Origin of the sequence: Nitrospira sp. (genome assembly GCA_029194665.1) — a bacterium.
Taxonomy (GTDB): Bacteria; Nitrospirota; Nitrospiria; order Nitrospirales; family Nitrospiraceae; genus Nitrospira_D.
Genome location: JARFXO010000003.1, coordinates 173,977 through 200,439, shown reverse-complemented (window position 1 = coordinate 200,439; position 26,463 = coordinate 173,977). Strand labels below are relative to the sequence as shown.

At 56.5% G+C, this 26,463-nt stretch carries 23 protein-coding genes and 1 pseudogene; 3 read left to right on the top strand and 21 right to left on the bottom strand.

What is annotated here, in order from left to right:
* Positions 1–40: 40 nt before the first annotated feature.
* From P0119_10380 to P0119_10340, 9 genes and pseudogenes are all read right to left on the bottom strand, one after another.
* Positions 41–589, bottom strand: a complete 549-nt coding sequence (locus tag P0119_10380) for a chemotaxis protein CheW (protein ID MDF0666459.1) — start codon at positions 587–589, stop codon at positions 41–43.
* Positions 590–648: 59 nt separating this feature from the next.
* Positions 649–2,817, bottom strand: coding sequence for a chemotaxis protein CheA (locus P0119_10375; protein MDF0666458.1), 2,169 nt, complete (start codon positions 2,815–2,817; stop codon positions 649–651).
* Between the two features lie 172 nt (positions 2,818–2,989).
* Positions 2,990–3,268, bottom strand: a pseudogene (locus P0119_10370) (response regulator).
* A gap of 259 nt (positions 3,269–3,527) precedes the next feature.
* A complete protein-coding gene (locus P0119_10365) occupies positions 3,528–3,830 on the bottom strand; it encodes an STAS domain-containing protein (protein ID MDF0666457.1) in 303 nt (100 codons plus the stop codon).
* A 99-nt stretch (positions 3,831–3,929) separates the two neighbouring features.
* Positions 3,930–4,778 carry a flagellar motor protein MotB gene (locus P0119_10360; GenBank protein ID MDF0666456.1) on the bottom strand — a complete coding sequence of 283 codons (849 nt, stop codon included), beginning with the start codon at positions 4,776–4,778 and terminating at the stop codon, positions 3,930–3,932.
* Positions 4,779–4,862: 84 nt separating this feature from the next.
* Complete coding sequence (locus tag P0119_10355) at positions 4,863–5,633, bottom strand: flagellar motor protein (protein MDF0666455.1); 771 nt, start codon at positions 5,631–5,633, stop codon at positions 4,863–4,865.
* 12 nt (positions 5,634–5,645) lie between these two features.
* Positions 5,646–6,233, bottom strand: coding sequence for a protein phosphatase CheZ (locus P0119_10350; GenBank protein MDF0666454.1), 588 nt, complete (start codon positions 6,231–6,233; stop codon positions 5,646–5,648).
* Between the two features lie 47 nt (positions 6,234–6,280).
* Positions 6,281–6,661, bottom strand: a complete 381-nt coding sequence (locus P0119_10345) for a chemotaxis response regulator CheY (protein ID MDF0666453.1) — start codon at positions 6,659–6,661, stop codon at positions 6,281–6,283.
* Between the two features lie 318 nt (positions 6,662–6,979).
* Entirely contained in the window at positions 6,980–7,210 is a 231-nt protein-coding gene (locus tag P0119_10340; GenBank protein ID MDF0666452.1) for a helix-turn-helix domain-containing protein, read from the bottom strand.
* Between the two features lie 177 nt (positions 7,211–7,387).
* On the opposite strand from P0119_10340, the gene P0119_10335 reads away from it, so the two are divergent.
* Positions 7,388–8,287, top strand: coding sequence for a P-loop NTPase (locus P0119_10335; GenBank protein MDF0666451.1), 900 nt, complete (start codon positions 7,388–7,390; stop codon positions 8,285–8,287).
* 27 nt (positions 8,288–8,314) lie between these two features.
* On the opposite strand, the gene P0119_10330 is transcribed toward P0119_10335, so the two are convergent.
* The 12 genes from P0119_10330 to P0119_10275 form a co-directional block, all read right to left on the bottom strand.
* Entirely contained in the window at positions 8,315–8,926 is a 612-nt protein-coding gene (locus tag P0119_10330) for a PilZ domain-containing protein (protein MDF0666450.1), read from the bottom strand.
* A gap of 87 nt (positions 8,927–9,013) precedes the next feature.
* Positions 9,014–9,340 carry a hypothetical protein gene (locus P0119_10325; GenBank protein ID MDF0666449.1) on the bottom strand — a complete coding sequence of 109 codons (327 nt, stop codon included), beginning with the start codon at positions 9,338–9,340 and terminating at the stop codon, positions 9,014–9,016.
* On the bottom strand, positions 9,337–9,729 hold the full coding sequence (fliS, locus tag P0119_10320) for a flagellar export chaperone FliS (protein ID MDF0666448.1): 393 nt from the start codon (positions 9,727–9,729) through the stop codon (positions 9,337–9,339). The genes P0119_10325 and fliS overlap by 4 nt, the downstream gene beginning before the upstream one ends.
* Positions 9,730–9,750: 21 nt before the next feature.
* Positions 9,751–11,154, bottom strand: coding sequence for a flagellar filament capping protein FliD (gene fliD, locus P0119_10315; protein MDF0666447.1), 1,404 nt, complete (start codon positions 11,152–11,154; stop codon positions 9,751–9,753).
* Between the two features lie 20 nt (positions 11,155–11,174).
* Positions 11,175–11,531 carry a flagellar protein FlaG gene (locus P0119_10310; GenBank protein ID MDF0666446.1) on the bottom strand — a complete coding sequence of 119 codons (357 nt, stop codon included), beginning with the start codon at positions 11,529–11,531 and terminating at the stop codon, positions 11,175–11,177.
* A 69-nt stretch (positions 11,532–11,600) separates the two neighbouring features.
* The gene (locus P0119_10305) at positions 11,601–12,428 is read right to left on the bottom strand and encodes a flagellin (GenBank protein ID MDF0666445.1); all 828 of its coding nucleotides are present in this window, start codon (positions 12,426–12,428) and stop codon (positions 11,601–11,603) included.
* A gap of 190 nt (positions 12,429–12,618) precedes the next feature.
* On the bottom strand, positions 12,619–13,146 hold the full coding sequence (locus P0119_10300) for a hypothetical protein (protein ID MDF0666444.1): 528 nt from the start codon (positions 13,144–13,146) through the stop codon (positions 12,619–12,621).
* Positions 13,147–13,160: 14 nt separating this feature from the next.
* Positions 13,161–14,828, bottom strand: coding sequence for a glycosyltransferase family 9 protein (locus tag P0119_10295; GenBank protein ID MDF0666443.1), 1,668 nt, complete (start codon positions 14,826–14,828; stop codon positions 13,161–13,163).
* On the bottom strand, positions 14,825–16,642 hold the full coding sequence (locus tag P0119_10290) for a glycosyltransferase (protein ID MDF0666442.1): 1,818 nt from the start codon (positions 16,640–16,642) through the stop codon (positions 14,825–14,827). Before P0119_10290 ends, P0119_10295 begins: the two co-directional genes overlap by 4 nt.
* Positions 16,639–17,790: a glycosyltransferase family 9 protein gene (locus P0119_10285; GenBank protein MDF0666441.1), complete on the bottom strand. Its 1,152-nt coding sequence runs from the start codon at positions 17,788–17,790 to the stop codon at positions 16,639–16,641. Before P0119_10285 ends, P0119_10290 begins: the two co-directional genes overlap by 4 nt.
* Before the next feature lie 89 nt (positions 17,791–17,879).
* Positions 17,880–21,002 carry a glycosyltransferase gene (locus tag P0119_10280; GenBank protein ID MDF0666440.1) on the bottom strand — a complete coding sequence of 1,041 codons (3,123 nt, stop codon included), beginning with the start codon at positions 21,000–21,002 and terminating at the stop codon, positions 17,880–17,882.
* 268 nt (positions 21,003–21,270) lie between these two features.
* Positions 21,271–21,996 carry a flagellar brake protein gene (locus tag P0119_10275; protein ID MDF0666439.1) on the bottom strand — a complete coding sequence of 242 codons (726 nt, stop codon included), beginning with the start codon at positions 21,994–21,996 and terminating at the stop codon, positions 21,271–21,273.
* Between the two features lie 244 nt (positions 21,997–22,240).
* Here P0119_10275 and P0119_10270 point away from each other — a divergent pair, with 244 nt between their 5' ends.
* On the top strand, positions 22,241–23,500 hold the full coding sequence (locus P0119_10270) for a DUF3391 domain-containing protein (protein MDF0666438.1): 1,260 nt from the start codon (positions 22,241–22,243) through the stop codon (positions 23,498–23,500).
* On the top strand, positions 23,497–26,394 hold the full coding sequence (locus tag P0119_10265) for a response regulator (protein ID MDF0666437.1): 2,898 nt from the start codon (positions 23,497–23,499) through the stop codon (positions 26,392–26,394). Before P0119_10270 ends, P0119_10265 begins: the two co-directional genes overlap by 4 nt.
* The last annotated feature ends 69 nt before the right edge of the window (positions 26,395–26,463 follow it).

Sequence of the window (26,463 nt, the reverse complement as noted above, 5' to 3'; positions counted from 1 at the left end):
GCCATAGGGGATCACTTTCCGCTATGGCATGGCCGCCAGATTAGTAGCCGGACATGCCGTTCGGTCCGGCTCCTTGCGCTGAGAGCACCACCGGCAAATCCTTGGATGAATCTTTCCCGACTAAATCCAGTAACAACCGGTCGAGGTCCAACAGTGACACCAGTTTGTCGCCGGACTTTCCAATCCCGTTCAAGAACGTCACGTCGACCTTATTCCCGAAATCCGGTACCGACTGAATATCCTTTTTCTCGATGTCGAGCACGTCCCATACCGCATCAACTACCAACCCCATCACTTTGGCCTGCACCACCACCACGACGATGACGGTCAACGCCGTGTAGTCGATTGTCGGCATACGGAATTTAGTCCGTAGCTCGATAATGGGCACGATGGTTCCGCGCAGATTCAAAACTCCCTTGATATGAGGCGGTGTATTCGGAATTTTGGTCACGACCGTATACCCCTTGATCTCCTGCACACGGAGAATATCGACACCATAGAGATCTTCTCCAAGACTGAATGTCAAGAACTGGCTCCCGTCTGTGCTCAATCCTGCTTGCTGATTGAGGTCATTGATTTTCTTGTCCATAGCTGCCCCTCCATAGAAGCTCTCTTCTCGCTGTTTCGCTGACTCAGGGTGACGGATGCTCAAGCTGCAACCGGATGACCGTGGCGAGCGATTTCGAGCACGCCACGTACATCGACAATGAACCCGACCCTGCCATCTCCAAGAATTGTTGCACCGGCGATGCCTTCGACCTTACGAAAATTCTGCTCTATGCTTTTGATGACAACCTGCTGTTGTCCAAGAATTTCATCCACCATAATCGCCACCCGCTCCCCTTCCGTCTCCAGAATGAGCAGAATAGCCTCCTTGGGATCCCTATGCTGTGACTCGCTCGCGAAGACTTCGTACAATCGCACGATCGGGATGTAGATGCTTCGAACATTAATGAGTTCACCCTTGCCGACCACGGTTTTGATCAATTCGGCTTTAGGTTGGATCGACTCGAGTACGGACAGGAGCGGCACGATGTAGGTTTCCTTCCCGACCCGCACCGTCATGCCGTCAATGATCGCCAACGTGAGCGGCAGCTTGAGTATGAATATGGTGCCCTTACCCTTGGTGGTTCTGATACTGACTGTCCCTCCCAGACTTTCGATGTTTCGCTTCACCACATCCATGCCCACACCACGACCCGACACGTCCGATATTCTCTCCGCGGTTGAAAATCCTGGTTTGAAGATCAACGGCCAGATTTGATCATCTGCCAGTTTATCGCTGTCGCTGATCAAGCCTTGCTTGTTTGCCTTCGCCACAATCTTGTCGCGGTCCAATCCACGCCCATCGTCCTCCACTGTGATGCAGATGTTTCCGCCCTCATGGAACGCATTGAGCCGGATCGTCCCGACCGCTTGTTTATTATTGTCCAATCGCTCTTCCGGAAGCTCCAATCCATGATCGGCCGAATTCCTTATCAAGTGAATGAGCGGATCGCCGATGGACTCGATGACCGTCTTGTCCAATTCCGTCTCTTCTCCGGACAGGATGAGTTGGATCTTCTTGCCTGTTTTGGCTGAAAGGTCGCGCACGAGCCGAGGAAACTTGGCAAATACGGTACCGATGGGCAACATGCGGATGCTCATGACACGTTCTTGAATTTCTCGAGTGTTCCGTTGCAGTTCCACCATACGCTCCAATAACACCGGCAACTGCCGCATCTCGAATCGAGACCCCAAATCGTTCAGCATAGATTGGGTGATCACCAGCTCACCCACCAAGTTGATAAGCCTGTCAATCTTTGCCGTATCAACGCGGATGGAGGTGGCATCCGGTTTTTTCGCCAGCGCGCGGAATTCCTGCTGACGTTGTTTCTGCAGCGCCTGTTCGATCTGTTGGCGGGTGACCACCTTTTGTTTGACAAGAATTTCTCCTACCCGCTCTTGTTCTCTCAGCGCGCGATCAAGCTCGTCGTGAGAAACCACGCCACCTTCCACGAGAATTTGCCCAAGCAGTTTGGGAGCTTCTGGTTCGGCGGAGAAGTCTGCTTCCGTTACAAGATTCTGCGCTCGCTCTCCTGCGCCTTCAAGCGGCTGGATTAATAGCGCGCTGTCTTCTCTGACACATTCGAAGACGGACTCGATTACCTTCTGATCTTTGCTTGTTGTCAGTTGCATGGTCCATGACAAGTAGCAGGTCTCCGGATCGATGCAGCCAAGCTCCGGTACTCGAGACATATCGAGCGTGACTCCGGTTAGGACGCCAATGCTTTTTAGTTCTTTGAACGTTTGAAGCGGGTCGAGCCCTCGTTGAAATAACCATTCCGGAGGGATCCACTTGATCGCAAAAGTCTGATCTCCACCACAATTTTCGCCTGAAACAGGTTGCGCATTTGTCCTATTCACATTCACTGCCGACGCCTGCGAGTCCGACGCACTCGATGAGGCCAACTCTCCAGCGAGTCTCTCGACGGTTTTGTCGTCAATCGCCGCGCCTGACTTTGTTGATTGGATCAGCATCTTCAAGCAATCGAGTGCCTCTAAGAGGAGATCCGCGATGGATGGAGAAACCGCCTTCCGCCCATTCCGGAGTAAATCAAGCAACGTCTCAATCTTGTGGGTAAATTCCGCAACCGCATTAAAGCCGAACATGCCGGCTGTGCCTTTGATCGAATGGGCCGAGCGAAAGACCTTATTGAGAAGGTCGAGATCCTCCGGGTGCTGTTCCAATTTCAGGAGCCCTTCTTCAACGACCGCGAGATGCTCAGCCGCCTCCTCAAAGAACGCGTCCTGAAATTGTGCGAACTCGTTGTTCATCTTCTGCCTTGTCCTCCGTGAGGGTCATCGTGACTCAGCGAGAGCTGCGTTGTTTCATTGGTAGGGTCTAAGTCTTGGGTTTCAAGTCTCAGGTTTCTGATTCCATCATGAAACTTCGACCTGCAACTTAAAACTCCGACGCGAACGCTCCTCGCACGACGGGTTCGCGCCGCTATGCCGACAATACTTTGGCGATCGTTTTCAGTAGGATGTCCGAGTTGAACGGTTTGACGATCCAGCCCGTTACACCGGCTTCTTTTCCTACCTGTTTCTTGTCAGACGCCGACTCGGTCGTGAGCATGAAGATCGGTGCGAATCTGAACGCGTTCAATTTCCGTAATGCTTTGATGAGCGTGATCCCGTCCATCTCCGGCATATCCAGATCGGTCACGATGATATCCAACTTGGGCTCTGCTGCAACTTTACTCATAGCATCTTTCCCATGCTCTGCTTCGACGACGGTAAAAGAGGGCTGTCATCTGGGCTTTCAAATCGGCCTCAAGCGCATGGCACGCTCCGGAAGCGACTCCCCTGCTCGATGATGCTCAAGAAGCGCACTGAGTGCCGCTTCAACGGCGGCCTAAGGATGCGCGAACCTTCTGTTGTGGTTCTCCGAAGAATTCATAGCACACAGTCCCGGCCCCCCTCGCACCTCTCGATTGCGCTTCGAACCTGTGTCCGATACCGTCTCAGCACCCGCAGTAGGGTTCTCACTCGCTCAGAGGATCGGCCAATCCCAAGTGATTCAGTTTCGTCTGAAGGTCATCGGAGATCCCCATCACGATCATGCGTCCTTGCTTGCGTGCTGCCAGCATCAGCTGAATCGCCGCCGCGTCCACTCGTGCAACGCCGCTGAGATCCAATGACACCAACCCCTCATTTGCAAGCAGCTTCATCAGAGATGCCTTGAACTCCGTCACCTCAAAGATGGTGAGATCGCCCTTGAGGGCGAGGTGTCGGGGATTTTGATCTTCAGTCCGCTTCGTTTGAGATGGAGCCGGTTCCGTTGTCATCGATCGTGAAGCCACTTTGCTGAGGTTACTGACACGTACTGTCGGTTTCATTCGAACGAGACTTGAGAGTCAGGCTGCCTGTGGGAACCTACGGTAGGGCTACGGCGTCCGGAGTCGACCTTCACCGAGCAACTCAGGACCAGGCTGCGACGCGCTCGGCGGCGATTCGTCAGTCGGTTGCTTAGGTATGTCCGTCTTATCCGCTGTTTGGAGAAGGGGAACCGGAGGCGCTTGCTCAAGAATCACGACTTCGACTCGACGATTCTTAGCCCTCTGTTCCGCATCAGCGTTCGCCGTCACGGGTCTGGTATCGGCATGCCCCACGGCCGCCAGGTGATCCGCCGATACTCCGTACAGCTCCGACAATACCCGTACAACCATTACTGCTCGAGCGGCCGACAGTTCCCAATTAGAAGGAAATTGTGCCGTCCGAATTGGAACATTATCCGTATGTCCTTCGACACGGGCATGTCGGTTCATTTCCAGGATGGCTCCGCCTAATCCTTCGAGAAAAGGGAGGGCTTCCGCTCTGACAGTCGCTTCTCCACTGGTAAACAGTAGACGATCAGGAATGGTAATTACGATGTCTCCATTGATCGTCTGCACGACGGTGACGAACGCCACCATGTCTCTCAGTTGCTTGTCTTTAATGACTTGGGCTAATTGGCGGATACGGCGGATCATGACTTCCTTGGCGTCGGTTGGATTCCGCCCTTGCAGCGCTGGTTTTGCTTCGCCGACGCTGATTACCTGATTCGCACCCGAGTGGTTAACGAGCGGATTCAACGCCGCCTTGATCGATTCGCTGACAGTTCGGTACTTTCCGATGTTGACCGACGAGATCGAGTACATCACGACGAAGAACGCAAACAGTAAGGTAATGAAATCGGCATACGAGACCAGCCAGCGCTCGTGATTTTCGTGTTCTTCGTGTTTATGCTTCGCCATAAGCGTGTAAATCGTTAGAGGTGAAAAAGTGAGACGTACAGCTTGGACTTGAAATATGACGCTTCACTTTTTATTTTTCATATTTCACTTCTTTGTCTCTTTCGTACGTTCGCTGTGTGGAAGGACACTCTCCAACTTTTCTTGCAGCAACCGCGGATTTTCACCATGGGCGAGCCCGACGAGCCCCATGATGATCAGGTTGCGGCCCCCCGCTTCCTCTTTCAGCTTCAGCTTGATCTTGTTGGCAACGGGGAGGAAGAAGAGGTTCGCCGCCCCCACGCCATAGATCGTCGCGACGAACGCGACCGCGATCCCGCTGCCAAGTTTCGAGGGATCAGCGAGATTTTCCATCACATGAATCAACCCCAGCACCGCGCCAAGGATGCCGACCGTTGGGGCGTATCCTCCGGCTGCTTCCCAGACCTTGGCCGCAATCATGCCTTGTTCCTCATGGTGTTCCACTTCAATTTCGAGAATCTCATGCACAGCTTTCGGTTCGGTGCCGTCAACAATCAGCTGAATTCCTTTCTTTATGAAGGGGTCTTTGATGTCTTTCAATTTTCCCTCGAGCGCCAGCAACCCCTGCTTTCGCGAGAGGTTTGCGAGATCCAAGATCAACTTGATCGTGCCCTTATTGTCGATGTGATGGCCGAAAAGCGCCAGAGACAGGGCCCCGACCGCCTTGATGACGACCGGCAGCGGATTCTGGATACAGATCGCTCCGACCGTCCCACCGATCACGATGATAAAGGCGGTCAGCTGCAGGATCGAACTCACGTGGCCGCCTTCCAGCACTTGCCCCCCAACGATGGAACCCAACGCGATCACGATCCCGAGTACTGTTGCAATATCCATTGTGCGGGCGCCTCATTTGAATCCGAGCTGAGCCAGGATGTCGTCGGCAACCTTCTGCTTCATGCCCGTCGTTTTCGATTCCTCAAGTTGTTTGAGTAACTGTCCGGCTGTGCCGGTATCACGTGCCACCTCGCAACTTTCCTGAAATCCGAACACGACCACAAGCTCCATCAGCCGTCCTTGCACTTCGTCGAGAATGGCAACAAGTTTCTTCACCCGTTGAGCCACCAGATCTTGAAAGGATAGGGCGGTCATGATCTCCGTCAGACATTTGCCGTCCCGAGCGAGGACAGAGGTCACCTTCTCGAGACGTACTGCAAGGGTCGCGCAATCCATCGCCTGTAAGACCTCGACGACCGAGGAGAGGTCGTTGGCCATCTGCCCGTGATGATCCTGAATCATCTCCGTTAAACGCATCACCTCAAGTGTGCCATCCTCCGTCATCTTGCTCAGATCGCTCAAATGGGAGGCAGCGGTCGGCAGCTGAGTACTGCTGGAAATGATCTGCGGGGTGGCTGCCGAGATGGCTTTCATCGCGTTATCCACAAAACGAGTCAAGGCCCCGAGTTCTTCGACTAATTTAGGTTCTTGATTCTGCACAACCTTCCCCCTATCCCAGTGCAAACACGGATCTGTTTGATCACGGGTTACTTGAAGATTTTCGCAATCTTTTCCTGCAAAGTCTCGGCTGTGAATGGCTTGACGACATAGTTGTTGACACCCACTTGCACTGCCTCGGCCAAGTTGCTTTGTTGCGCCTCGGCGGTCACCATCAAGACGGGCGTTGTCTTGATCTTCTCGTCCGCTCGAATCGCACGAAGCATGTCGATGCCCGTCATGACCGGCATGTTCCAGTCGGACACCACGAAGCCGAAGGTGTCTGTTCGCAGCTTCTGCAGCGCCTCTTGTCCGTTTTCCGCCTCATCTATATTGGCGAATCCCAACTGCTTCAGAATATTCTTGACGATTCTTCTCATCGTCACCATGTCATCAACCACGAGGATTTTCATGTTTGGATCGGCCGGCATAACCCCTCCTTTTTCTTATCATACCGTCACAGTCACGATGACCCACGGCCTTGTCCAAGATAGGACGGTTGGACCTTTCCACGGACTCTCGGCGCTCCGTTGGATATCGGCACATTCACCGATCGACCTGAGCCGGAAAGGCCCGATGCGGTGCCGACTTCGCTGCATGAGTGAGGAATGATCGAGGTGCTTGGAAAACGCTTGTTCGGGAGGCCCTCGCCGATAGGATCAGGCCTCCGCTCAGGACCTGGGGCCTTGTCGGCTAAGGGCGGCAGTCGAATCATTCTGCCGATGAACCAAACAGCCACCCCCGGATCGCTAGGCTTGCCGAGACCGACCATGCATCCATTCATGGATATCACGGCGAAGGAAGCGCCAATGCTTGCCAATTTTTGACGCCGGCAGTTCACCAACTCGGGCGAGTTTGTAGACAGTAGACTTCGGTACCCGAAGGAACTGAGCCACCTCCATGACGGTCAGAATTTCCCCTTCCCGTGCTGTGGTCTCCACGGCCTGGATCGCTGCTGCTGTAGAGTCTTGATTATTCATGACGACTGAGGTATCGGCGTAGCGGTTTCAAAACTTGAGTACCTAGTAGAAGCGGATGTCGACCAACGACTCTTTTTTTACCCATTCCACTCGGATGAATGATATGCATTCATGTTTCTCCACGACTGACCGACACAGTCTGTGCTACCGGGCTCAAACCCATAGAAACTGAACTCAATGGCGTGTGTGATATCGGTCGCTTCGGGAAAAGGCGGAGTGGGGAAAAGTGTGATTTCGGTCAACCTGGCTCTCGTCTTGGCACGGAAGGGGAAGCAGGTAGTCCTCGCAGACCTCGATGTCGGCGGCGCCGACGCACATGTGCTGGTGGGCCTCCTAAACCCGCCGTTCACCCTGACCGACTACCTCAACCATCGAATCGAGCACCTAGATGATCTGGCTCAACGTCTCTCCATTCACCCGAACTTGCGGATTATTCCCGGCACCGGCGACACATTGGCGACGGCCAACATGGCCTATTCACGGAAGATCCGCCTGATCCGGAATTTTCAGGACATCCGCGCGGACGTGATCATCGTCGATATCGGAGCAGGAACGGGCTATCATGCGCTCGATTTCTTTCTGATGGCCGACCATTACCTTGCTGTCGCAACCCCGGACCCGACCTCTGTCCTGGATCTCTACAGATTCATCAAGCTGGCTGCGATTCGTCGTGTCTTGTCGATGTTCGTGATGCGGGATGTCATGCCTGAGAGGTTTACTAATCGAGACTACAGCAGTGTGGAAGAGGTGTTGGACGTGGCGGGAAAGACTGATGAATCGGGCCGAGCGGCTGCTGAGAACACTCTGCGAGCTTTTCAGCCAACCCTCATCCTCAATCGAGTCACAGGGCGGGCTCGCGTCAATGTGTTGCAGCTTAGGAAGTTGCTCAAAGAGTATGTTGGGGGTGACTTAACCTTATTGGGTGAAATTCCCGAAGACCCTGCGATGGAACAAGCGGTACGAGCCTACATGCCGGTGAGTCAGTACGCCCCTTCTTCCCCTGCCGCCGCTGCGTTGGAGAAGATGGGAGAGGCGCTGCTACAGCTCCTCAAGACCCCTCCTGCCCAAGCGGCATAACCTGTATCGTTGAGGAACGATCAATTTCTACAAGACAGAAGTCCGGCGGGCTCTCAATCGTTCGGCTTGTGTATGGAGAATGTGGCGGATGAGATGCTCCTGATCGTTTGCACTGATCTCGACGAATTCCGTGGCAAGAATCCAGCCCTGTTTCTGGGGCTCCGATGTCGATCGGATAACCTCCGCCACTGCGTGGATGGAGGTAAACGGAGGCAGGATCAGCTTGACCGATATTCGGTCGCCAACAGCGAATTCGCGGCAGGACGTGAAACCCACTCCCCCTCCGCTCAAATTGACATTCGTCAGCTTCGCCATGACGACACTTGACGGCGCGATCGTCGTGAGGGAATTGAGAATGACTTCGAGTAGGTAGTCGACTTTCATGATCCAAGGAAGCACCGGTGAGCCGATCAATGACTCGCCAGTGCGCGCGAGCAGGTCCGCTGTAGGCTTCGTAACCGCTGCTGAAATCATCTCCGGAGTAGTGCTGCCTGTCTCGACAGAATTGACGGTTCCAGTATCGGTCAGCAAACGATATTCCATCAGCACCCTGTCGTCGATTCTGATCCATTCTCGCCGTTCATCTGCGGAATGCTTGGATGGTACGGAAGGAGCCGTGACTGGAGACGTCATGGTCATGTAGCTTTCTTTGCTATGGGCCTGTCTCAGCGTAGCGGCGCGCGCCGGCTCTCGGCCATGAAAGACGACTCAGTTCCAGTGGAAACGCTATACCTTCCTGGATACGGTTACAGGAGCTGAAGACCGCACCTCGAGTCGCTGATGTAGGCCTTGAAGTCGCTGCCTGGTCGCCGCCGCCTCACCCAATAGAGACACCAGCGCGGCTTGCGCGATACGCACACGATCGCAGATCTGTTCATCGACCTTCAACAGATCGCTCGCCTCTCGAATCGGCGTCTGTATGACCGACAAGTGAGCAGCGCGATCACGATAACATTGAACAACGGCGTCCCATTGTCCGAACTCAGCCGCCTCTGCAGCAGCCTTTGTGAGCCGGGCAACGACGACTTGACTATTCTCCCCCGTGGAGTTCACCGTACACCTGCCATACGAGTCTGCTGTACCGCAACCTCAAGCCACCCCTCACGAAGTGTCGTCATGCAACGCAGCGGGCCATCAAGTCGGCGCGCATCATTGCGGGCATTGGCCGTGACTAGTTCGCTGAGCATGTACTCGTAGAGGCGGTGCAGCGAATGGGCGATCTCACCGCCTTGTTCGAAATCGAGCACACTATTGAGCTCCCCGATGATGGAAATGGCTCGTCCGAGGAATCGGCCTTTCTCTCTTAGATTGTTCGACTCAATCCCAACCCGGGCCAGTTCAATCGATTGGATGGCCGCGTCGTAGAGCAGCACGACGACCTGGACTCTGGAGGAGGTCATCACCTGTGTCTGCTGATACTGGTTCGTGTATTGAGTGAGCATAGATCCCTTCCCTGGACGATCCTAATTTTTCCCAGTTAGTGAGGAGTTGGACTGAAGGAAGCCGATCTGGCTTTGCATTTGTCTTAGGAGCCCATCGAGCGCGGCGTACTGGCGGCGGAGCCGTTCTTCATACTGCGTGATGAGATCTTCTTTCCGGGCAATCTCGTCCGTCACATCCGAAATCTGGTCGGTGAGGCCTCGTTTTCGGACCGTCAGCGCTCCGGATTCAATATCATCGAGCGTATCCACCGCTGCATTGAGGAGCTGGGCGACTCCGACGCTGCCGGTTTGATTCACGAACAGATTTTTGACTGCCGTGTAATTAGAACTGAGCGCCGCATTCAGCTTGGCATCATCGACCGTCACCGATCCGTCACGCTCCGTCTTGAACCCGACGTCACCCACCGAAACATAGGCGGTCGATCCCGACACGACGGAGGAGAGTGCCGTCCTTACCTGGCTGAGCACCGTCCGCACCGTCGGTTCGTTAAAGAAGATTCCGCCCTTCTTGGTCGTGATGTCGTAGGTAGTCCGCTCGGTGATGAACTTGACCACCTCATTGTACGCCGTCGCCAGAGATTTGATGTTGGTTTGGACGGCCGACATATCCCGTGAGACATTGACCGAGATCGTACTTGAGCCGGTCGTCTTAGTCAGCGTCAACGCCACATCAGTAATAGCATCGGTAATACTGTTGCTGCTTCGTTGGAATGTCAGTGGATTCAGGGTGGGATCGCCCACAACGATCACGGCGTCCTGAGCCGCTTGAAGAGTATCGGTTCCTCCGGTTCCGGTGCTGTTTAGAAAATCGAGGTCGGTGTTGTCTGCGACAATGGTGACCTCGTTGGTAGCACCGGTACTAGTGGCGGTCAGCACCAGCCGGTAGGCGGGAGAAGCCTCACTCCCCGTGTTCACGACTGATGCGGTGACGCCGGCACCGAGATCATTGATGGCGGATTTAAAATCTTCGATTGTCGCGGTGGCGTTCAGACTGACGGTTTGATTCGTGCCGCTGCCCACGCGGAAGATGAACGTCCCCGAGCCGCCGCTCACGATATCGGTCGTCGTGGACGCAACCGCCTTCGCCGCCTTGCTCGTGATCTGGTGGGATTGCGCCAGTTGCGTGACCTTGACCGTATAGCTTCCCTGAACTGCCGACGACGACCCAGTTGCCGTGAGCACGGTTGTGTCGCTGACCGACACACTGGTGCGGTCGAAGTTGGAGGGCAGGCGCATCTTGTCGGCCGCGCTCTGAAGGCCGATCAGCTTCGTGTTCAGCGTAGCGTAGTCGGTCGATTTCGAATTCAGGTCGTCCTTCTTGGCGTTGAGTCGATCGACGGGGATGCGCGACGCCTTGACCAATTGATCGACAACCTGGCCGAAGTCCAGTCCGTTTCCCAGGCCGCCAAAACTTATCGTGGCCATGTAGGCTCCTCGCGATTATCCTACGCCTGTTCGCTCAGTAGGATCCCCTTCTGGCTGGACAGGTACTGTTCCAACTCCAGCAACTCTTTAGCTGGAATCTGGCGAATCACCTCACCGGATTTCTGCTCAATCACCTTCACAACCACCCGTTTCGTTTCATCGTCCACTTCGATCTTGAGCCGCAGGTCCGCCAGACTCATGACTTCGTTGACCTTCGTTGCAGCCCGATCGATCCTGGCACGGTCATTCTGGAAAGCCGACTGACCGTCCGAGTCGCCTCTCTTCGCCCGCAGCTTCTGCCCGACCGAACCCGATAGGTCCTCTTCGCGAACGCGATTCACCTGAGGATCTGCCTTTGGGGAAATGCTCTGGATCATGGCAGCCTCCCTACTGAACTATCGAGGCCGCGCCCACCCAGGAAACGCGGGCGCGGCCTCGATAATCGATTACCCTCGGAGTAACGCCAGCGCCTGCTGCGGCAAGGTATTCGCCTGCGCAAGCACGGCAATACCTGTCTGCACCAGAACCTGGTTCTTTGTGAATTGTGAGGTTTCATAGGCAATATCCGCATCGCGGATCCGCGATTCGGCTGCCGTGAGATTTTCACTCGAAACCTCCAGATTTGCGATCGTAGCTTCGAACCGATTCTGGAGCGACCCATACTCGGCGCGTGCGGTTGCCACGGCGCTGATGGCGCTGTCGATGTTGCTCAGCGCGCTCTGTGCATTCGCCGCTGTGGACACGTTCACACTGCTGATACCCAACGCGGAAATCGTCAGTTGGTTCAGATCCATCGTCAACGTGTTACCGGTGCCGCTCTTGAAACCCACCTGCATCGTGAAACTGATCGTGCTGCCGCTGGTCAACGCTTGTCCATTGAACTCCGTCACCTGCGCAATGCGGTCAATTTCCGAACGCAGCGCCACGAACTCCTGATCGATATACGATCGTTCGGTAGCGCCCACCGTGCCGCTGGATGATTGCGAGGCTAACTCGCGCAGGCGAGCCATGAGATTGCCGATAGTAGCAGCCGCTCCGTCGGCGATCTGCGTTAAGCTAATCCCGTCCGAAGAGTTCCGAACAGCCTGGTTGATGCTGCGAATGTGCGCCCGCAAGGTTTCGGATAGGCCGAGACCGGCCGCGTCGTCGGCGGCGCGGGTGATGCGGAGCCCGGACGAAAGACGCTCTACCGAGCGGCTCAAGCTTGCCGAACTCACACCCAAATTGCGCTGGGCCGAGATGGATGCAGGATTGTTGTTGACAATAAGTGACATAGCCCCTTCCTCCTTGAGTCAAAAACCTGATCAGCCCTTCGCCTCCGGCATCCGTGCAGAAGCTCGCCCTGCTCATCTCCGTGAGCGGGTCTGGTGTCTTATCGGCTGAATCAAGTGGGACTTGAGTCTTTCATCAATCAAGCACGAAGTGGCTGAGCCGATGATAATGGACACCAATCTGCTGTCACCATCAGATATCCAACCGAGGCAAAATTTCATACTCCAAGAGATCCGCCAAACGAACCACGTCTTGAGCCGCCCGCGACTCCAAAAGCTGTTGAACCCAAGGCATGACGTCGGAGGCTCCGGCCCCTACCTGCATCGTGACCGAAGTCCCATCTACGAACTCGAGATAGTCTGCCAGCTGTCCCAGCCAGGCGTCGAGCGAGGAGAGCGGCAATGGTCCGAATCGCAACGGCGAGAGCAAGGCCGCCCCCTCGGTGCGCAGAGTTTCTGCGTATTTCCTGATAGACCCTTCGGCGGCCCGTATGAGATCCGGCATCGGCTGCGACACGGCCGTCAGCTGCCGAAAGCGCACGACCGATTCAGCGAGAAATACAGGGTCCAAGTCACGGTCTGTAATCGTACGATGATCGAGCTGCAGTTTGGTGACGATCCGAGCCCGAGCATGAGCGCGCTCACTAAGCTCCGTCAGTACATGTTCCATCGTCAGCGGTGCGTCGACTTCCCAGTGGTCTTGATCGAGCGTAATCTGCATGGGCCAGTCTCCTCTCATTTGATACCGGCGTAGGACACAGGTATGTTTGCACTCGAAGCGGGTACCTCTCGCGGGGATGCGAGGTAGGAGGCCACGACCTTCGTCTCGTGGCGCCAGCGATGATACGCCGCCGCGTGATGCCTCGCCATTCGCTCCAGCCCTTGCTCATTGTCCTGATGCAACAGGCGGAGCGCGGCCGTGATCAGCGGTCTTGTGGCCCACGTCGTTCTTCCGGCCTGAGCCACCTTCTGACGTTCCTCCGCTTGTGCCCGTTGTAACGCTTGAATGGCTTGGACAGGAAGCGGCATTTGCCCGGTTAGCCGGACGATGTGGTCAGCCCGTCGGCAGAGGCTGTCGAGCAACGGCATCATCGCCCTCATACAGGCCAATCCCTCGCCGGTGTCCGGTGCAACACTGTTGAGTGTCGGCAGCCGGCTCGTCCGACCGGCGAACGACTCATACCAGCGGCGACGCCAGAATGCCGCGTACCAGGTCTCTATCGCATCTTCACAACCGGAGACGAGTTCAAAAGTACCCAATTGATCCGCATCGACGCCTGATCTGTACAAACGATAGCCCGGTACAGTCATGGGCAACGGTCCCTGCCTCACCACATGTTGCATGACACCGTCGACCACGTCGATCGGCAGCCGATCCTTACAAGCGTGGTGCGAACACACCTGGTCAAAACCACAAGGCGCGCATTCGAGATCCGACTGCAAAACCCAATGTCCTGGCCCGTGTGGACCGGTCTCCTGGAAATCCACATGGCCGACGGACAGATCGATGACCGGAGTCTGCACCCCAACGGCCAAGTGCATCGGTCCTGTATCGTTTGTGAGCAACACCCGACAGTCCGCCAGGAGAGCGACGAGCTGCGGCAAGGTCGTTTGCCCGACGGCATTCTTGATTGTGCTGCGCCCACCCGCCTCTCGATAGGTCCGGATAACATGAGCGATCGCATCCTGTTCCGATGGCGATCCGATGAACAGAATGCCGCCATCCCAATGCTTGCTGAAGCGGGCCAGTGCCACGCCGAAATGCTGTGGCCGCCAGGCCTTCATTACGTCGCTCGCCCCTGCCTGCACCGCGATCCATTTGCCATCCGGCCCTCCCGGACTCGACAGAAAGCGCCTCGCCCAGTCTGTATTTTCGGCTGGCGTCGTCACACACAATGGTGCAAACGAGCCCGGCCTGCTCCCAGCCATTGCATAGAGGTCGACGAGGTTGAATCGATTGATCCGGCGGATCTGATGAATATCGGTAAAATACACCATCCAGGGATTGTTGATGACCGTACCGCCGTCCCAAGCGCTCCGCGCGCCGCGGATATCCTGCGCGCCGACATATTCGGCCAGGAGCGCACTGGATCGGTTGAATGTGAGGTTGATGATGCGATCGTAGCGGCGCTTGTGCAATTCGTCGGCCCACAATGCGATCTCTCGATAGAGCGCAACGGCATCTTTGGCGCAGACCCGGCTCTCATCAATCAACGCGTGGAAATCATACGCGATGATGTCACGCAAGCCGCTCAGCATAGAGGCCACCGGCGCGAATTGTCGATCGACCACAAGATCTACCGCCACGCCGGGCCATTCGTCTCGGAGACGTGACAGTAGAGTGCCCATCTGGACGAGATCGCCCATCCGGGTGATGTTGATGATCAGGACTTGCCGCATCATACGAGATCTCTCGTTTCTACTCGATAACTATCCAGCATCAGAACCAGCAGCTCCTCTCGCGCCAATTCTCGGTCGGCACCTTTCGTCTTGATCTGAGCCGCTACCTCCTTGAGCTCCACTCGTTGATCCGACGGAAATCGGCGAAGGAGCGCTGCAAGCTCGGGTGGTGTATTTTCACGCTGCGTCAACGCGCCGGCGTTGCGGTCCCCGCGCATAATGGCTCCGATTCGATCAGGTTGATGCACACCGATGGTAGTCAAGAGTTCCTTCATGCGATGTTGGTACGTGTGCTGCGCGAACACACGACGACGCGCGGCCTCAGCAATCGCGCGTCGTCCGGGCACATCATCGAGCCAGGCACGGATAAGCAACGGCACTTCAGCCACCGCAGCGAACCGGACCAGCTCATCGGCGGCGAAAAGATCTGGCATGAGTGATCGCTCGTCGACCAGCTGAAATGCACCGCAAGCAGCCAATTCGAATGTCCGAGGGTTGACGAAGTCGGCCTCCGGATCGAGTCCGTCGCCGTCATAGGAATGAAGATTCAGGTTGATGGAGGTGGCATTGAACACTTTGATGCAGGTCTCTGTATCGATACGGTCACCGCCGCGCTGGAGCACCGACGTGAAGCCCTCTGCGCCTTCCCACTCATTGCCCCAGAGCTTGAACGACCAATCATTCGATAACCATCGCGGAAGAACGGTGCGCCGGTTGGCATACCCCGCCCCTACAAAGGACACATCGGCCCCATACTCGTCCTGGTCGGCTGCAGTCAACACAATCGGCCGATGCAGGTTTGGCTCGGCCGCCATCGGCAGATAGCTGACATGGCGAGCCCCCGCCCGCTTCAGCGATTCGAAGCAGGAGCCTTCCTGGATGACAAACCAATAGTCGTACCCGCCGGCTAACTGCTGCCAGTAGGTCAGATGCCGGTGGTTTTCAACGAACCACATCGCGGTGAGAAATTTCTTCTTGCGCAGGTGCTCGAGCACCGCGAGATTCATCGGCGCCTGGGCAAGCGCCAGCACAAGATCCGGCGGATCTTCGGCAAGATGCGTCACAACGCCTAAACTCAGCACGTCGGCAAACCGGCTTTGCATGGTGAGGCGGTGGCGTGGCTCGTGATAAACCCCGAATGTTTCGTAGCTTATCCGATGGGGACTTTGATCCAGCCAGCTGACCCGATGACCCAGCGATTCCAGTGCTGCGACCGTGTGGTGAGCGATCGGGAGCGAGCCGCCGTAGATCGGCCCCACTACGGCAACATGAAGTCGGCCCGTCTGTTTGGCCGAAACCATCCGTCGGAGCCCTGCTTCCAAATCGCGATGAGCGTCGGCGTGTAGGCGGGCGGCCGGTCCATACGTCATGAACCGAAGCGGCTCCGACTTTGCGGCCAACTCCTCTGCCATCGCCGCAGGAGTTCCCCACAGCCATTCGACTCGGTGGACCCAAGCCGCCATAGGCCTCGTCGAGACGGCGTCTTTGAGCTCTGCCACATTGGGCACGACAACCGCCAGCATCGCCCCTTGCGGCTTGAGAGCGACCAACGCTTCGACGTGATACAGCAAGCCGACACCGAGCACGACCCCAAGCTCGCCGGCTTTCCATTCACGCAATTGAGCTTTGGCCCATGCTTGGGCTTCTTGACGCGGATCGTATCCGCTGTGAACCCATCGTCCTTCATACGTAGCCGATGGACTCCCTTCTCTTGAAGGCGCGACCGTCAGCAGACCACCGGAATTTTCCTGCGTAGTTTGGACCAGCGCTGGGTACTGCTTGCGAAGGGCTTCAAGATTCTGCGCCAGATACTTCATGAAAGGACCGTCTCCAGTTCAAGCCAGAGCGCTTCACGTTCGGGCGGTGGAACGGCTGATTGGCCGGCCGGCGTATAATAGGCGCCCCATGCATCGCAGTGGCTCGTCCATACACTCCAGCCGACCGGTGCATGGTGCCCCTGCTCACACATCACGGCGATAGTTTCGTCGACCGGCCAGATCTCACCCCGCATGTCTTCGGCCTGCCACACGACATGATGGAAACCGTAGGGTCCCGTCTCATGGACCCGTGCCCGCGCAAAATACCAACCGATAACCGGCCTGCCGAGCGCCGCAGCGAGGTGCAGGGGACCTGTGTCCGAACCGACGACTCGATGACAGCGAGCAAGAATGGCGGCAAGCTGCGACAGAGAGGTGCGACCGGTCGTGTCCCAAATCCGACCCAGAGCCGACGGAGGCAGCGGTGCTTGAATCTCTGCGGCTCGTTCGCGTTCCATTCCGACAAGTACGATACGACTTTGCGGCATGCATGAAAGCAATAAGGTCATCAATCGGCGCCACACCTCCGTGGGCACAAACCGCTCGGTCTCCCCCGCTCCCACGATGAGCGCAATCCACGGAGCACCGTGTTTACCAATAGGTTCCAAATCCTCAGGCAATCGGACGGTCGGAGGATCGAGCATGACGACAGACCCTGGCGGAGAGATTCCACAGAGCCCGCAGAAAGCATCAGCCAGGTGCACACGCTGTCCCAGACGCCGCTGCGCCACATCGCGAATGTAGCTTGCCCACGGTGTCAGCACCTCGCTAAGCGGCCCGTAGAGAAATGGTCCTTTCACTTCTTGAGCGAGTAATGAGGCCACCAGCAGTGCCCGGTGATGTTGATTGAAAACATAGGCATAGTCGTACCGGTCCGGCGCCAATGCCATCAAGGTTGTATCGACCTCCACAAGATGCTCTGCTCGCAAATTCTGCTGGGCGTCCATCGCACGTCGCTGCCAGGCCGCTCCATCCCACGCAAGGACTTTCTCGATGCCCGGCAGCAGACGTCCCACATCGGTAAGATGAGACGGACAGAGCAGATCGAATTGCGTCTCGGGTTGACGCGCGTGGAGCTGCGCGATCGCCGGCAGCGATTGCAGGAGATCTCCCAGTCTCGCTAATTGTATGATTAGCGCGCGTGGCATCCTTCCCATGTCACTGGCATGAGCTGGACCGATTGAGGGGTTCTTTCAGGTCCTGCTTTGACACCCCTCAGCTAGAACGAGGTGGCGAATCACTGGGCGGCTTCCGTCAGGATCACGGCTTCTTTTCCTGCAATCGCCCGGCCCAGTTGGTCCAACCCATCGGAACCTGGTGCAAGCGTCTGCAGCGCATCATATTCCCGTCGGGCCGCTTCGACCCGTTCACCCCTCAGCAACACGCCAGCGAAGGCAAATCGCACGGCTACGTCACCAGGGTTTCTCGTCACATATCGATGCAATCGCTCACCCAACTCTGACCAACGGTTTTGTGCCGTGCCGGCACGGAGCAGCCAGTGGATCGCCTCGGCATCGTCGGGATTTTCCTCCAGCACCTCAAGAAACTGCTCCCAGGCCCCTTGCGTGTATGCCCTTCCCATTGCCGCCATTCCCACCCCCATCAGACATTTCCTGCGATCCGCTCCCTCCTTCATTGCCAAAGCAAATGAGCGCTCGGCTTGCTCATATTGTTCCCTCTGCATGCACAGAATGCCTTTTAGCAACAGTCCCTCCGCATGATCCGGGGAAGACTCAAGCAGGATCCGGAGGTGCTCCTCTGCATCCACCAAGTTCTTCTGTTCGACCAACATACGGATCAGCGCGAGTCGCTCGCTAGGCGCATCAACCAATTCCAAATAGCGCGAGCGGAACCGGACCCGTAGAAGCGGCTCTTTCATCCGCTCGGCCACCATGGCGCCCCAACACAGCACGAATCGGTCATCCGGCCAGTAGTCCACCAATCGGAGCTCACGTGTGACAGCCGACCAATCCTGCTTCAGAGCAGCCGCTTGCGCGGCTGCGACATGAGCCCAACCCGCCTGATCGCGTATATCTCCCATCGGCTTTAATTGTGTGGCAAACTCTGCGTCTTGAGCACCGCCGACCAATTTAAATCCATCCCTGTGATAGTGGAGATCCTCATCCCCCAGCCACCAATGATCGCCCCACCGTTCTTGAAGCCGACGGCTGTTATGCACCTCGTACTCTTTTCGACCAGGAGTTTGGCTTTCCAAGTGATACAACACGCTGCGGGGCTGGTAGATCACATGGTACCCCTTTCCCCGAACCTTCAGACAGAGATCCACATCCTCGAAACCATTGACGAAACCTTCGTCGAATCCCTGTACCTCGTCAAAGATCTCCCGACGCACGAGCATGCAAGCCGCAGTAACCGCCTGGAACTCGCGCCGCTGATTCACCGCAGAAGCATTACTAGCAACGGTCCGATAGATGTGATAGGCACTCCGCTGTGACCGCATGAAGACCACCCCCGCATGCTGGACGGAGCCATCCGCGAAGAGCAGTTTGCTGCCCACTACCCCAACTTCCTGATGCTCATCCACCTCGCTGACCAACGGCTTAAGCCACTGTGGTTGAGGGATCGTGTCGTTGTTCAGGAACACCAGGTATTTACCGCGGGCCGCCCGAGCCCCTTGATTACACGCCTTGGCAAACCCGAGGTTCCGGTCGTTCCGGAGGATTTGCACATCGCCCTTGAGCTCCCCTAACAATTCCCCGGTCCCATCCGTGGATCCATTGTCGACGACGATCACTTCGAACCAGATATCGGTCGTATTGGAGGCAAGCGCGGTCAGACATTGCCTGGTCAGTTCCACCTTGTTCCATACCGGGATGATGATGGAGCAGACGTAGGACTTCATCGGCATCGACGCTTGGAGTTTTTCGAGATGACGCTGCTGGGCTTCCCGGACGCCGGCAATCCGTTCTGCGTAGGGCGCATATTTTCGGTAAATGATTTCAGTGGTGCGACGATAGGTCGCTCTGGTCCCGCTCGTCATGGATGTACCGTCATTCCGCCAAGTGAACTCGGCAGTCCTGACCGGCAGGTGTTTAAACGGGAATCGAGTCGCCATGCGGATCCAGAAATCCCAATCTTCATGAGCGAAGAGAGATTCATCGAATAGGCCCACCTCATCGAGACAGGCTCGGTCGTGCATCACACAGAGAACCGGAAAGTAGTTGGACACCAGCAGATCCGCCGGTCTGAATTCAAAGGAGTACGGAACATCGCGCCCGGTCTCGACATACTCGCCGTCGCTCTGCCGTTCCTGCACTCGCCAGGCGTCGGTGTACGCGATGCGGCATTCACGACGATCCAGGTAGGCGACAAGGGTCTCAAGATGATGAGGAAGATAGCGATCATCGTCATCAAGATAGGCGATGTAGTCACCCTTCGCCGCACGGAGTCCGCTGTTGCGGGCTGCAGCCAAACCGCGGTTTCTATCGTGGGTAATGGCCGTGATGCGATGTCGATCGACACAGGCCGCCACGACGGACGCCACGTCGCAACCAGCATCATTGACGACGATGACCTCGAAGTCCTGATAGGTCTGCGCAGCCAGGCTCGCGAGTGCCATCTGGAGACGATCGAGGCGATTGTATGTCGGGACAATGACGGACACCTTCGGTGCGCGTGTAAAGGGAATGGGACGTTGGCCGGCGGGTCGGCGACAGCACCATACTTGATAGATTGGGAGTAGGTTCATGGAGCGGAGATCGGCCGGCGTGGGCGCCGGCACATAACGCAAGTCAGGAACCTCAACATGAATACGGTCCAGTCCCATTTCGACGAAGCCCTGCGCAGTGAATAGGCTCCGCAGTTGCTCTTCGGTCACCCAGTCTTCAACCGGTTGATTGGGCGGCGCGATGGTCTTCCACTGTTCCCACACTTCACCCCTCGGCGTCGTAAGGATCAGATAGCCGTCCGGCTTAAGCAGTTTGGCCAGTTGCGCGAGAAACTCTTCTTTTTGCCCATGCGGAACATGCTCAATGACCTCCGACGTGAGCACGACGTCGTACGGCTCGAAGTCTGTCCGCCTCAAGACGCTCTCCGCCGTCCCTCCTTCGAACCGAAGATGGGGAAACAGCTTGCGCGCATGCTCGACGACGCCTGCGACCGGCTCAATGCCCTCACAGAAACCATATCCTGCAGCGAGATTGGTGAGCCATCCGCGGCCACACCCGATGTCCAACATCCTGAGTTGCTTGTTCGGCTCCTGCTGCCACACACGGCGCAAGATATACTCCAGGAAAGCCGCGATCTTGCTCCAGCGTGCGGCTTCATCCGAGTTGGGCTCAGGCGTGGACCAGTGCGGCGCCTTCACGAACAGGTTGATATAGAAATTATCGCTGTCCATCGATTCCTCACAGACCGGCGTAGTGTCGTCGTCTCATCACATCGCACAGCCCGCTCTGCGGCTGATTGACTCAGCACCGACTCCTGCACCCGCTGTCCAGTCGATACGCTCAGAGTGCATTCCAAGTCCTGTGCCAGCCGTTACTGCTGTGGCGCGATGAAAATCGCCCTATTCAAGGGCGGGACCTTCACCGCAACTTTCATACGAGGTAATATTTTCCCGGTGTGGAGGCAAGAACGCTCACCCGGCGAGGCTACGGAGATCAGGGTTACGGGACAACAAAAGAGGCGCCGGCCTTCTGGAAGACGCAATGTTCGACTGCCTGCCGGACGGATCCGCCCCACCCGCGATATTCGATGTACTCGAGTTCATTGAATCGAAACTCGATGCCGATCATCTCACTGCCCTCCCGCATGTCGGCGTTCTTCACGACACCCGTGAGGTTCGTAATATGTCCGAGACCAGGGAGTTCGAATTCGAGTCGGACCGTTGCTCCTGGGCACAGCCAGGCTGGTCTTCGCACCAGCACCACACTGCATCCCCCCTGACTGAGATCTTTCAGCAAGCCACCGAAATAGTTGCTGGTGGGCAATGCGGACTCGGACGCGTTGCCAGAATCCGCTCGTATCAACAAGACCGGCTCATTGGTCGATACGCGGAGATGTTTTCGCAGATGCATTTCTTCCACCGCCTTCGGAAACGCAACGAACAGCAGGGGCACCGGCGAGGTAATCAGATCGCGTATTTCGCTGCGATAACCCACCAGTTTGCCGTCAAGCAGATAACTCACCGTGCACGGAGTACCTGCTGCGACCGGCTGATCATGGCCGAGTTGAATCGGCCATTCGCAGACAAGCCATGCGTGATCCTTCCAGCCGAGAAGCGTCGAGCCGTGCATGACCTTCTGCTGATCGAGCGTAAGGGATATTTTTAGAGGAAGTCCGACCGATAAGAATGATGCCGCGGACGGAACAGACACGACAATCTCGTTCATGCCCTTCGCTCCAGGATAGTCGGCTGATATGGACCAACCCTGATGAGCCCTATCGGAATGTCACAGACAGATCTTGATGAGGAACAGAGACGATGGAGCGTATCGTCTCAGAAGTGATTCACGCGCATCACGATTCACGGATAATAATCAAGTTCGGCGCATGCTTCGCCGATAATGGACGTAGAGCCTCCCTTCTGTCGGCACGTTCGACTGGAGACCTTTCTGACCTGGAGTCCAAAACCGTATGGCGACAAAACGTATCCCTATCGAGCAGCTCATACCAGGCATGTTCATCATCGAGATGGATGTCCCGTGGTACCGAACTCCGTTCCTTTCCCATAAACGGCTGATCAAGGATCTGCAGACCATCCAACTCATGAAACAGCATGGGATCAAGATGGTGACCATCGATACCGGCAAAGGGTCCGACCTCCCATCGGAATCCTCGACGAATACACAGCAAGCTGCAAACCACCACTCTACCAGCCCTGATGTCCCAGCTCCTCCGAGCCAAAAACCCGAAGGTAGGCAGGAGGCGAAATCCGAAGATCATTCCGTTACCGTCATCTACGCACAGGCTCAAGAAGCGGTGGAGCACATCTTCGAGGAGCTTGAACGGGGAATTCCTCCTTCTCCCGAAGCGACCAAAGCCATCGTGTCGAACGTGTTGGCGCAAGTTCTCAGCGACCGCGCCGCCATGGCTACGCAGGTCGCCATCCAGAAGATTAAGCACTTCGACCGCTCCCTGACGGCTCATGCGTTGGACACCTGCATTTTGTCCCTTGTAGTGGCCATTGAGAGCGGGTTGGATCAACCGACGCAAGAACAGGTCGGCATGGGCGCGTTGCTCCATGACACCGGATATGTCCGGCTCCCGCGCAATCTCGTTCGTAAACGGGATGAGTGCAGCGGACAAGATAAGACTCTGCTCGAACAGCATTGTAAACTGGGCGTCGCACTCCTCTCCGAACATCCCGGCATGCATGAGGATGTCTTACGCATCGTCAGGGAACATCATGAGCGGGCTGATGGAAGCGGGTTTCCAGCCGGTCTAGCCAACGACCAGATTTCGCGCCTCGCCCAGATCGTCGGCATCGTCGATGTTTATGACGGCATGGTCAGTCGGCGCGGCACACGCCCGGCTATGATCCCACACGACGCCGTTCGCCAACTCTTCTTGACCGCTGAACGAGGACAGTTCGCAAAATCCCTGGTGGAGCTCATGATTCGAAGCATCGGCGTCTATCCGGTCGGGAGCCTCATCCAGCTCAATACCGGCGAACAGGCGGTCGTCATCGGAGTTAACCCTCAACAACGACTCAAACCTCTGATAAAAATCACGACCGACTCACATGGAGGTTCTTATGCCACGCCCATCGAGGTGGACCTGGCTACACCATCTCCCGACCGCAAGGTCCGAACCGTGCTGCGCGTCTTGGACCCGGCCCAAGAACGTGTCAACATCGGGATACACCTGGATCAAACCCTCTCACGGGCCGCATGATGAAGCCGGCTGGACGGAAACGGAAACGCAACCGCGACCGACACCGGCCTGCAGCCTCGCTTCCGACGACCTTCACAGGCCTGGATCTTCTCGAAGGGCTTCCGCTGGCCACCGTCATCCTCGACAGTGATTTCATCGTATTGGCCGTTAACCGTGAGGGCCATCGGTTGCTTGGACCACGGTTTTCTTCCTCCACGATCCGATCCTTTCCATCCCTGTGGTCGATGCTCACCCAGTCGGACGCAACCGTCATGACCGCGCAGCTGAACGAAGTGCTGAACAACCGCCGCCCGACTTCCGTGACACAACATCTGATCTTGCGGAAGGCAACCCGCCCCGTTCCAGTGGAATGGACTTGTGCGCCCAGTATGTTCAATGGAAAGACCGTGCTGATTGTCGGTATTCGAGACTTGTCCCATGAACTGGAATTGAAACAAGCTCGCGATCGGCTGGTCGCAATCGCGGAGGAAAGTCCCTTACCGATGATCGAACTGGACCGGCAGATGAGTCTGCTGTATGCCAATCCCGCGATGATCTCTCTGCTTACTCGATTCGGATACAGCCTCGAAGGATCTCCCAACGTCGCCCCGCGTACCCTTCCAGACATCGTGCGGCGCTGTCTAGCAACAGGCCAGGTGCTTCATGACGAGACAGTTGTGCTGCCAGAAGCCAGTTTTTCATGGACCTTCTGCCCGGTTCTCACTCATGGGCTCGTGCGAGGCTATGCCGCTGACATGACGAGCGTCCACAGGACACAGCAGGCGCTCCAACTCTCCGCCGACCAGCTTCGCCAGAGTAACCGCCGTTTGGACCAAGCTCTGGACGAGGCCAAGGAATCGGCACGCGTCAAGACGGCATTTCTGGCGACCGTCAGTCATGAGCTCCGCACTCCCATGAATGGGGTCATCGGTATGACGAGCCTGTTGATGGAGACGCCCTTGACGCCGGAACAGCAGTCCTACGCGGAGACTATCCGGCAATGCGGCGAAGCGCTCCTGCAGCTGATAAACGACGTGCTCGAATGCAGCAAGATCGAGGCAGGTAAGCTGGAACTGGAGTGCCTCGACTTCAATCTAAGAACCACGGTGGAGCAGGTGTTGGCACAATTCGCCAAGCGGGCGGAAACGAAAGGATTGGAACTGACCGGACTGGTACACGCAGCGGTTCCGATGGGACTCAAAGGCGACCCAGGCCGCCTCCGTCAGGTCCTCACCAACCTGGTCGCCAACGCGGTGAAGTTCACCGACAAGGGCGAGGTGACCCTGCAGGCCTATCTTGAAGAAGACCTACCGGACACCGCCGTCATCCGTTTCGAAGTCATTGACACAGGTATCGGAATCAATCCGAGTACCCAAGCCAAACTGTTCCGTCCATTTGTGCAGGCCGACAGCTCCACAACGAGAAAATACGGAGGGACCGGTCTTGGTCTTTCCATTTCCAAGCAACTGGTGGAGTTAATGGGTGGACGGATCGGAGTGCGCAGTACCGAGGGGCATGGCAGTACCTTCTGGTGCACCGTGCGTTTCAAGAAACAGGCGGATTCTCTGCGCGCGATTCTTCCAACCGGAGATCTTACCGGAAAGCGTGTCTTGATCGTCGATGACAACGAATCGAATCGTTTGATCCTCCACCATCTGGTTTCAGGTTGGGGGATGATTGACGAACTCGCGGAGGATGCCGAATCAGCTTTACACCGCATCGCCGAGGCAACGCAGCGTGGAGTGTCGTACGATCTTGCAATCTTGGACGTCATCATGCCGGGAAAAGACGGGTTGCAGCTCGCACGAGAGCTGCAAAGCCACCCGGCTGGGTCAGGGATTCGCCTCGTCGTGATGACCTCGATGCTGCAACGTGGTCATGCGGAACAAGCCCGTCAAGCCGGCGCGATGGGCTACCTGCCGAAACCAGTCCGCCACGACGAATTACGCGATTGCCTACGAACCGTGCTCGGGTTGCCCGATGGCCAAGCGCCGAAGGACGCACAGGCATGCCCCGTCGTGCCTCAACTCGTCACCAGGCATATGGTCGCGGAGCATGTGCAACATCGACGAATTTTGGTCGTGGAAGACAACATGGTCAACCAGAAGCTCGCCGTGCGGATGGTTGAAAAACTGGGCTACAAACCGGACGTCGTCGAAAACGGTAGAGAGGCGCTGGCTGCCCTCACCAAGGGGGACTATGCCGCCATCCTGATGGATTGTCAGATGCCCGTCATGGATGGATTTGAGACCACTCGACGCATTCGGGAAGGTGAAGCGTTGGTGGCCTCGCGTGACTCGACCGACGGAAGCGCGAACCGTTCAGACGAGACTCCACAATCGACTCGGCACATGCCGATTATTGCGGTCACCGCCAATGCGATGCAGGGCGATCGCGAGCGTTGCTTGGCAATCGGGATGGACGATTATCTCGCCAAACCAATTAAACTGGAGGAACTACGGAGCACACTGGCACGTTGGGCACTCGCACCACCCAATGTGGTGGTCCCCGGGAAACAGCAGCCAATTCTCACTACCTCTGACTCAACCAGAGGAATTTTTGATCCTGCAAAAATGTACCAGAACATCGGGAGCGACAGTGAGTTATTCGCTCAACTCGTCCGCCTGTTTCTCGATCGTCACCAGACTATGCTGGCTGACATCAGAACGGCGCTGGCCGATGCCGACTCGATCGTCGTGGAGCGCATGGCACACACTTTCAAAGGCACAGCCGGAAATCTTTGCGCATCCGAAGTCGCGCTCTCTGCCGGTCGTCTCGAAGCAGTCGGCCGCCTCAACGCGCTCCACGACGCCCCTCCCGTCTACGCGCAGCTCGAACTAGAAGTCGCACGACTCGTCCGTGTGCTTGAATCCTACAGGCAGGGATATCAGCCTATCTCCCAGGAAGCCGCCTGAGTCACGCGGGCCGTGTATTAAGACCATCATCGTTTTATTGCGAACTGACTAACTAATCCAGCCAGTGTC

What these genes read in the sequence shown, in the direction of transcription:
- P0119_10380 (MDF0666459.1), bottom strand. Translation starts at nt 589, where the DNA reads ATGGACAAGAAAATCAATGACCTCAATCAGCAAGCAGGATTGAGCACA.
- P0119_10375 (MDF0666458.1), bottom strand. Translation starts at nt 2,817, where the DNA reads ATGAACAACGAGTTCGCACAATTTCAGGACGCGTTCTTTGAGGAGGCG.
- P0119_10365 (MDF0666457.1), bottom strand. Translation starts at nt 3,830, where the DNA reads ATGACAACGGAACCGGCTCCATCTCAAACGAAGCGGACTGAAGATCAA.
- P0119_10360 (MDF0666456.1), bottom strand. Translation starts at nt 4,778, where the DNA reads ATGGCGAAGCATAAACACGAAGAACACGAAAATCACGAGCGCTGGCTG.
- P0119_10355 (MDF0666455.1), bottom strand. Translation starts at nt 5,633, where the DNA reads ATGGATATTGCAACAGTACTCGGGATCGTGATCGCGTTGGGTTCCATC.
- P0119_10345 (MDF0666453.1), bottom strand. Translation starts at nt 6,661, where the DNA reads ATGCCGGCCGATCCAAACATGAAAATCCTCGTGGTTGATGACATGGTG.
- P0119_10340 (MDF0666452.1), bottom strand. Translation starts at nt 7,210, where the DNA reads ATGAATAATCAAGACTCTACAGCAGCAGCGATCCAGGCCGTGGAGACC.
- P0119_10335 (MDF0666451.1), top strand. Translation starts at nt 7,388, where the DNA reads ATGGCGTGTGTGATATCGGTCGCTTCGGGAAAAGGCGGAGTGGGGAAA.
- P0119_10330 (MDF0666450.1), bottom strand. Translation starts at nt 8,926, where the DNA reads ATGACCATGACGTCTCCAGTCACGGCTCCTTCCGTACCATCCAAGCAT.
- fliS (MDF0666448.1), bottom strand. Translation starts at nt 9,729, where the DNA reads ATGCTCACTCAATACACGAACCAGTATCAGCAGACACAGGTGATGACC.
- fliD (MDF0666447.1), bottom strand. Translation starts at nt 11,154, where the DNA reads ATGGCCACGATAAGTTTTGGCGGCCTGGGAAACGGACTGGACTTCGGC.
- P0119_10310 (MDF0666446.1), bottom strand. Translation starts at nt 11,531, where the DNA reads ATGATCCAGAGCATTTCCCCAAAGGCAGATCCTCAGGTGAATCGCGTT.
- P0119_10305 (MDF0666445.1), bottom strand. Translation starts at nt 12,428, where the DNA reads ATGTCACTTATTGTCAACAACAATCCTGCATCCATCTCGGCCCAGCGC.
- P0119_10300 (MDF0666444.1), bottom strand. Translation starts at nt 13,146, where the DNA reads ATGCAGATTACGCTCGATCAAGACCACTGGGAAGTCGACGCACCGCTG.
- P0119_10295 (MDF0666443.1), bottom strand. Translation starts at nt 14,828, where the DNA reads ATGATGCGGCAAGTCCTGATCATCAACATCACCCGGATGGGCGATCTC.
- P0119_10290 (MDF0666442.1), bottom strand. Translation starts at nt 16,642, where the DNA reads ATGAAGTATCTGGCGCAGAATCTTGAAGCCCTTCGCAAGCAGTACCCA.
- P0119_10285 (MDF0666441.1), bottom strand. Translation starts at nt 17,790, where the DNA reads ATGCCACGCGCGCTAATCATACAATTAGCGAGACTGGGAGATCTCCTG.
- P0119_10280 (MDF0666440.1), bottom strand. Translation starts at nt 21,002, where the DNA reads ATGGACAGCGATAATTTCTATATCAACCTGTTCGTGAAGGCGCCGCAC.
- P0119_10275 (MDF0666439.1), bottom strand. Translation starts at nt 21,996, where the DNA reads ATGAACGAGATTGTCGTGTCTGTTCCGTCCGCGGCATCATTCTTATCG.
- P0119_10270 (MDF0666438.1), top strand. Translation starts at nt 22,241, where the DNA reads ATGGCGACAAAACGTATCCCTATCGAGCAGCTCATACCAGGCATGTTC.
- P0119_10265 (MDF0666437.1), top strand. Translation starts at nt 23,497, where the DNA reads ATGATGAAGCCGGCTGGACGGAAACGGAAACGCAACCGCGACCGACAC.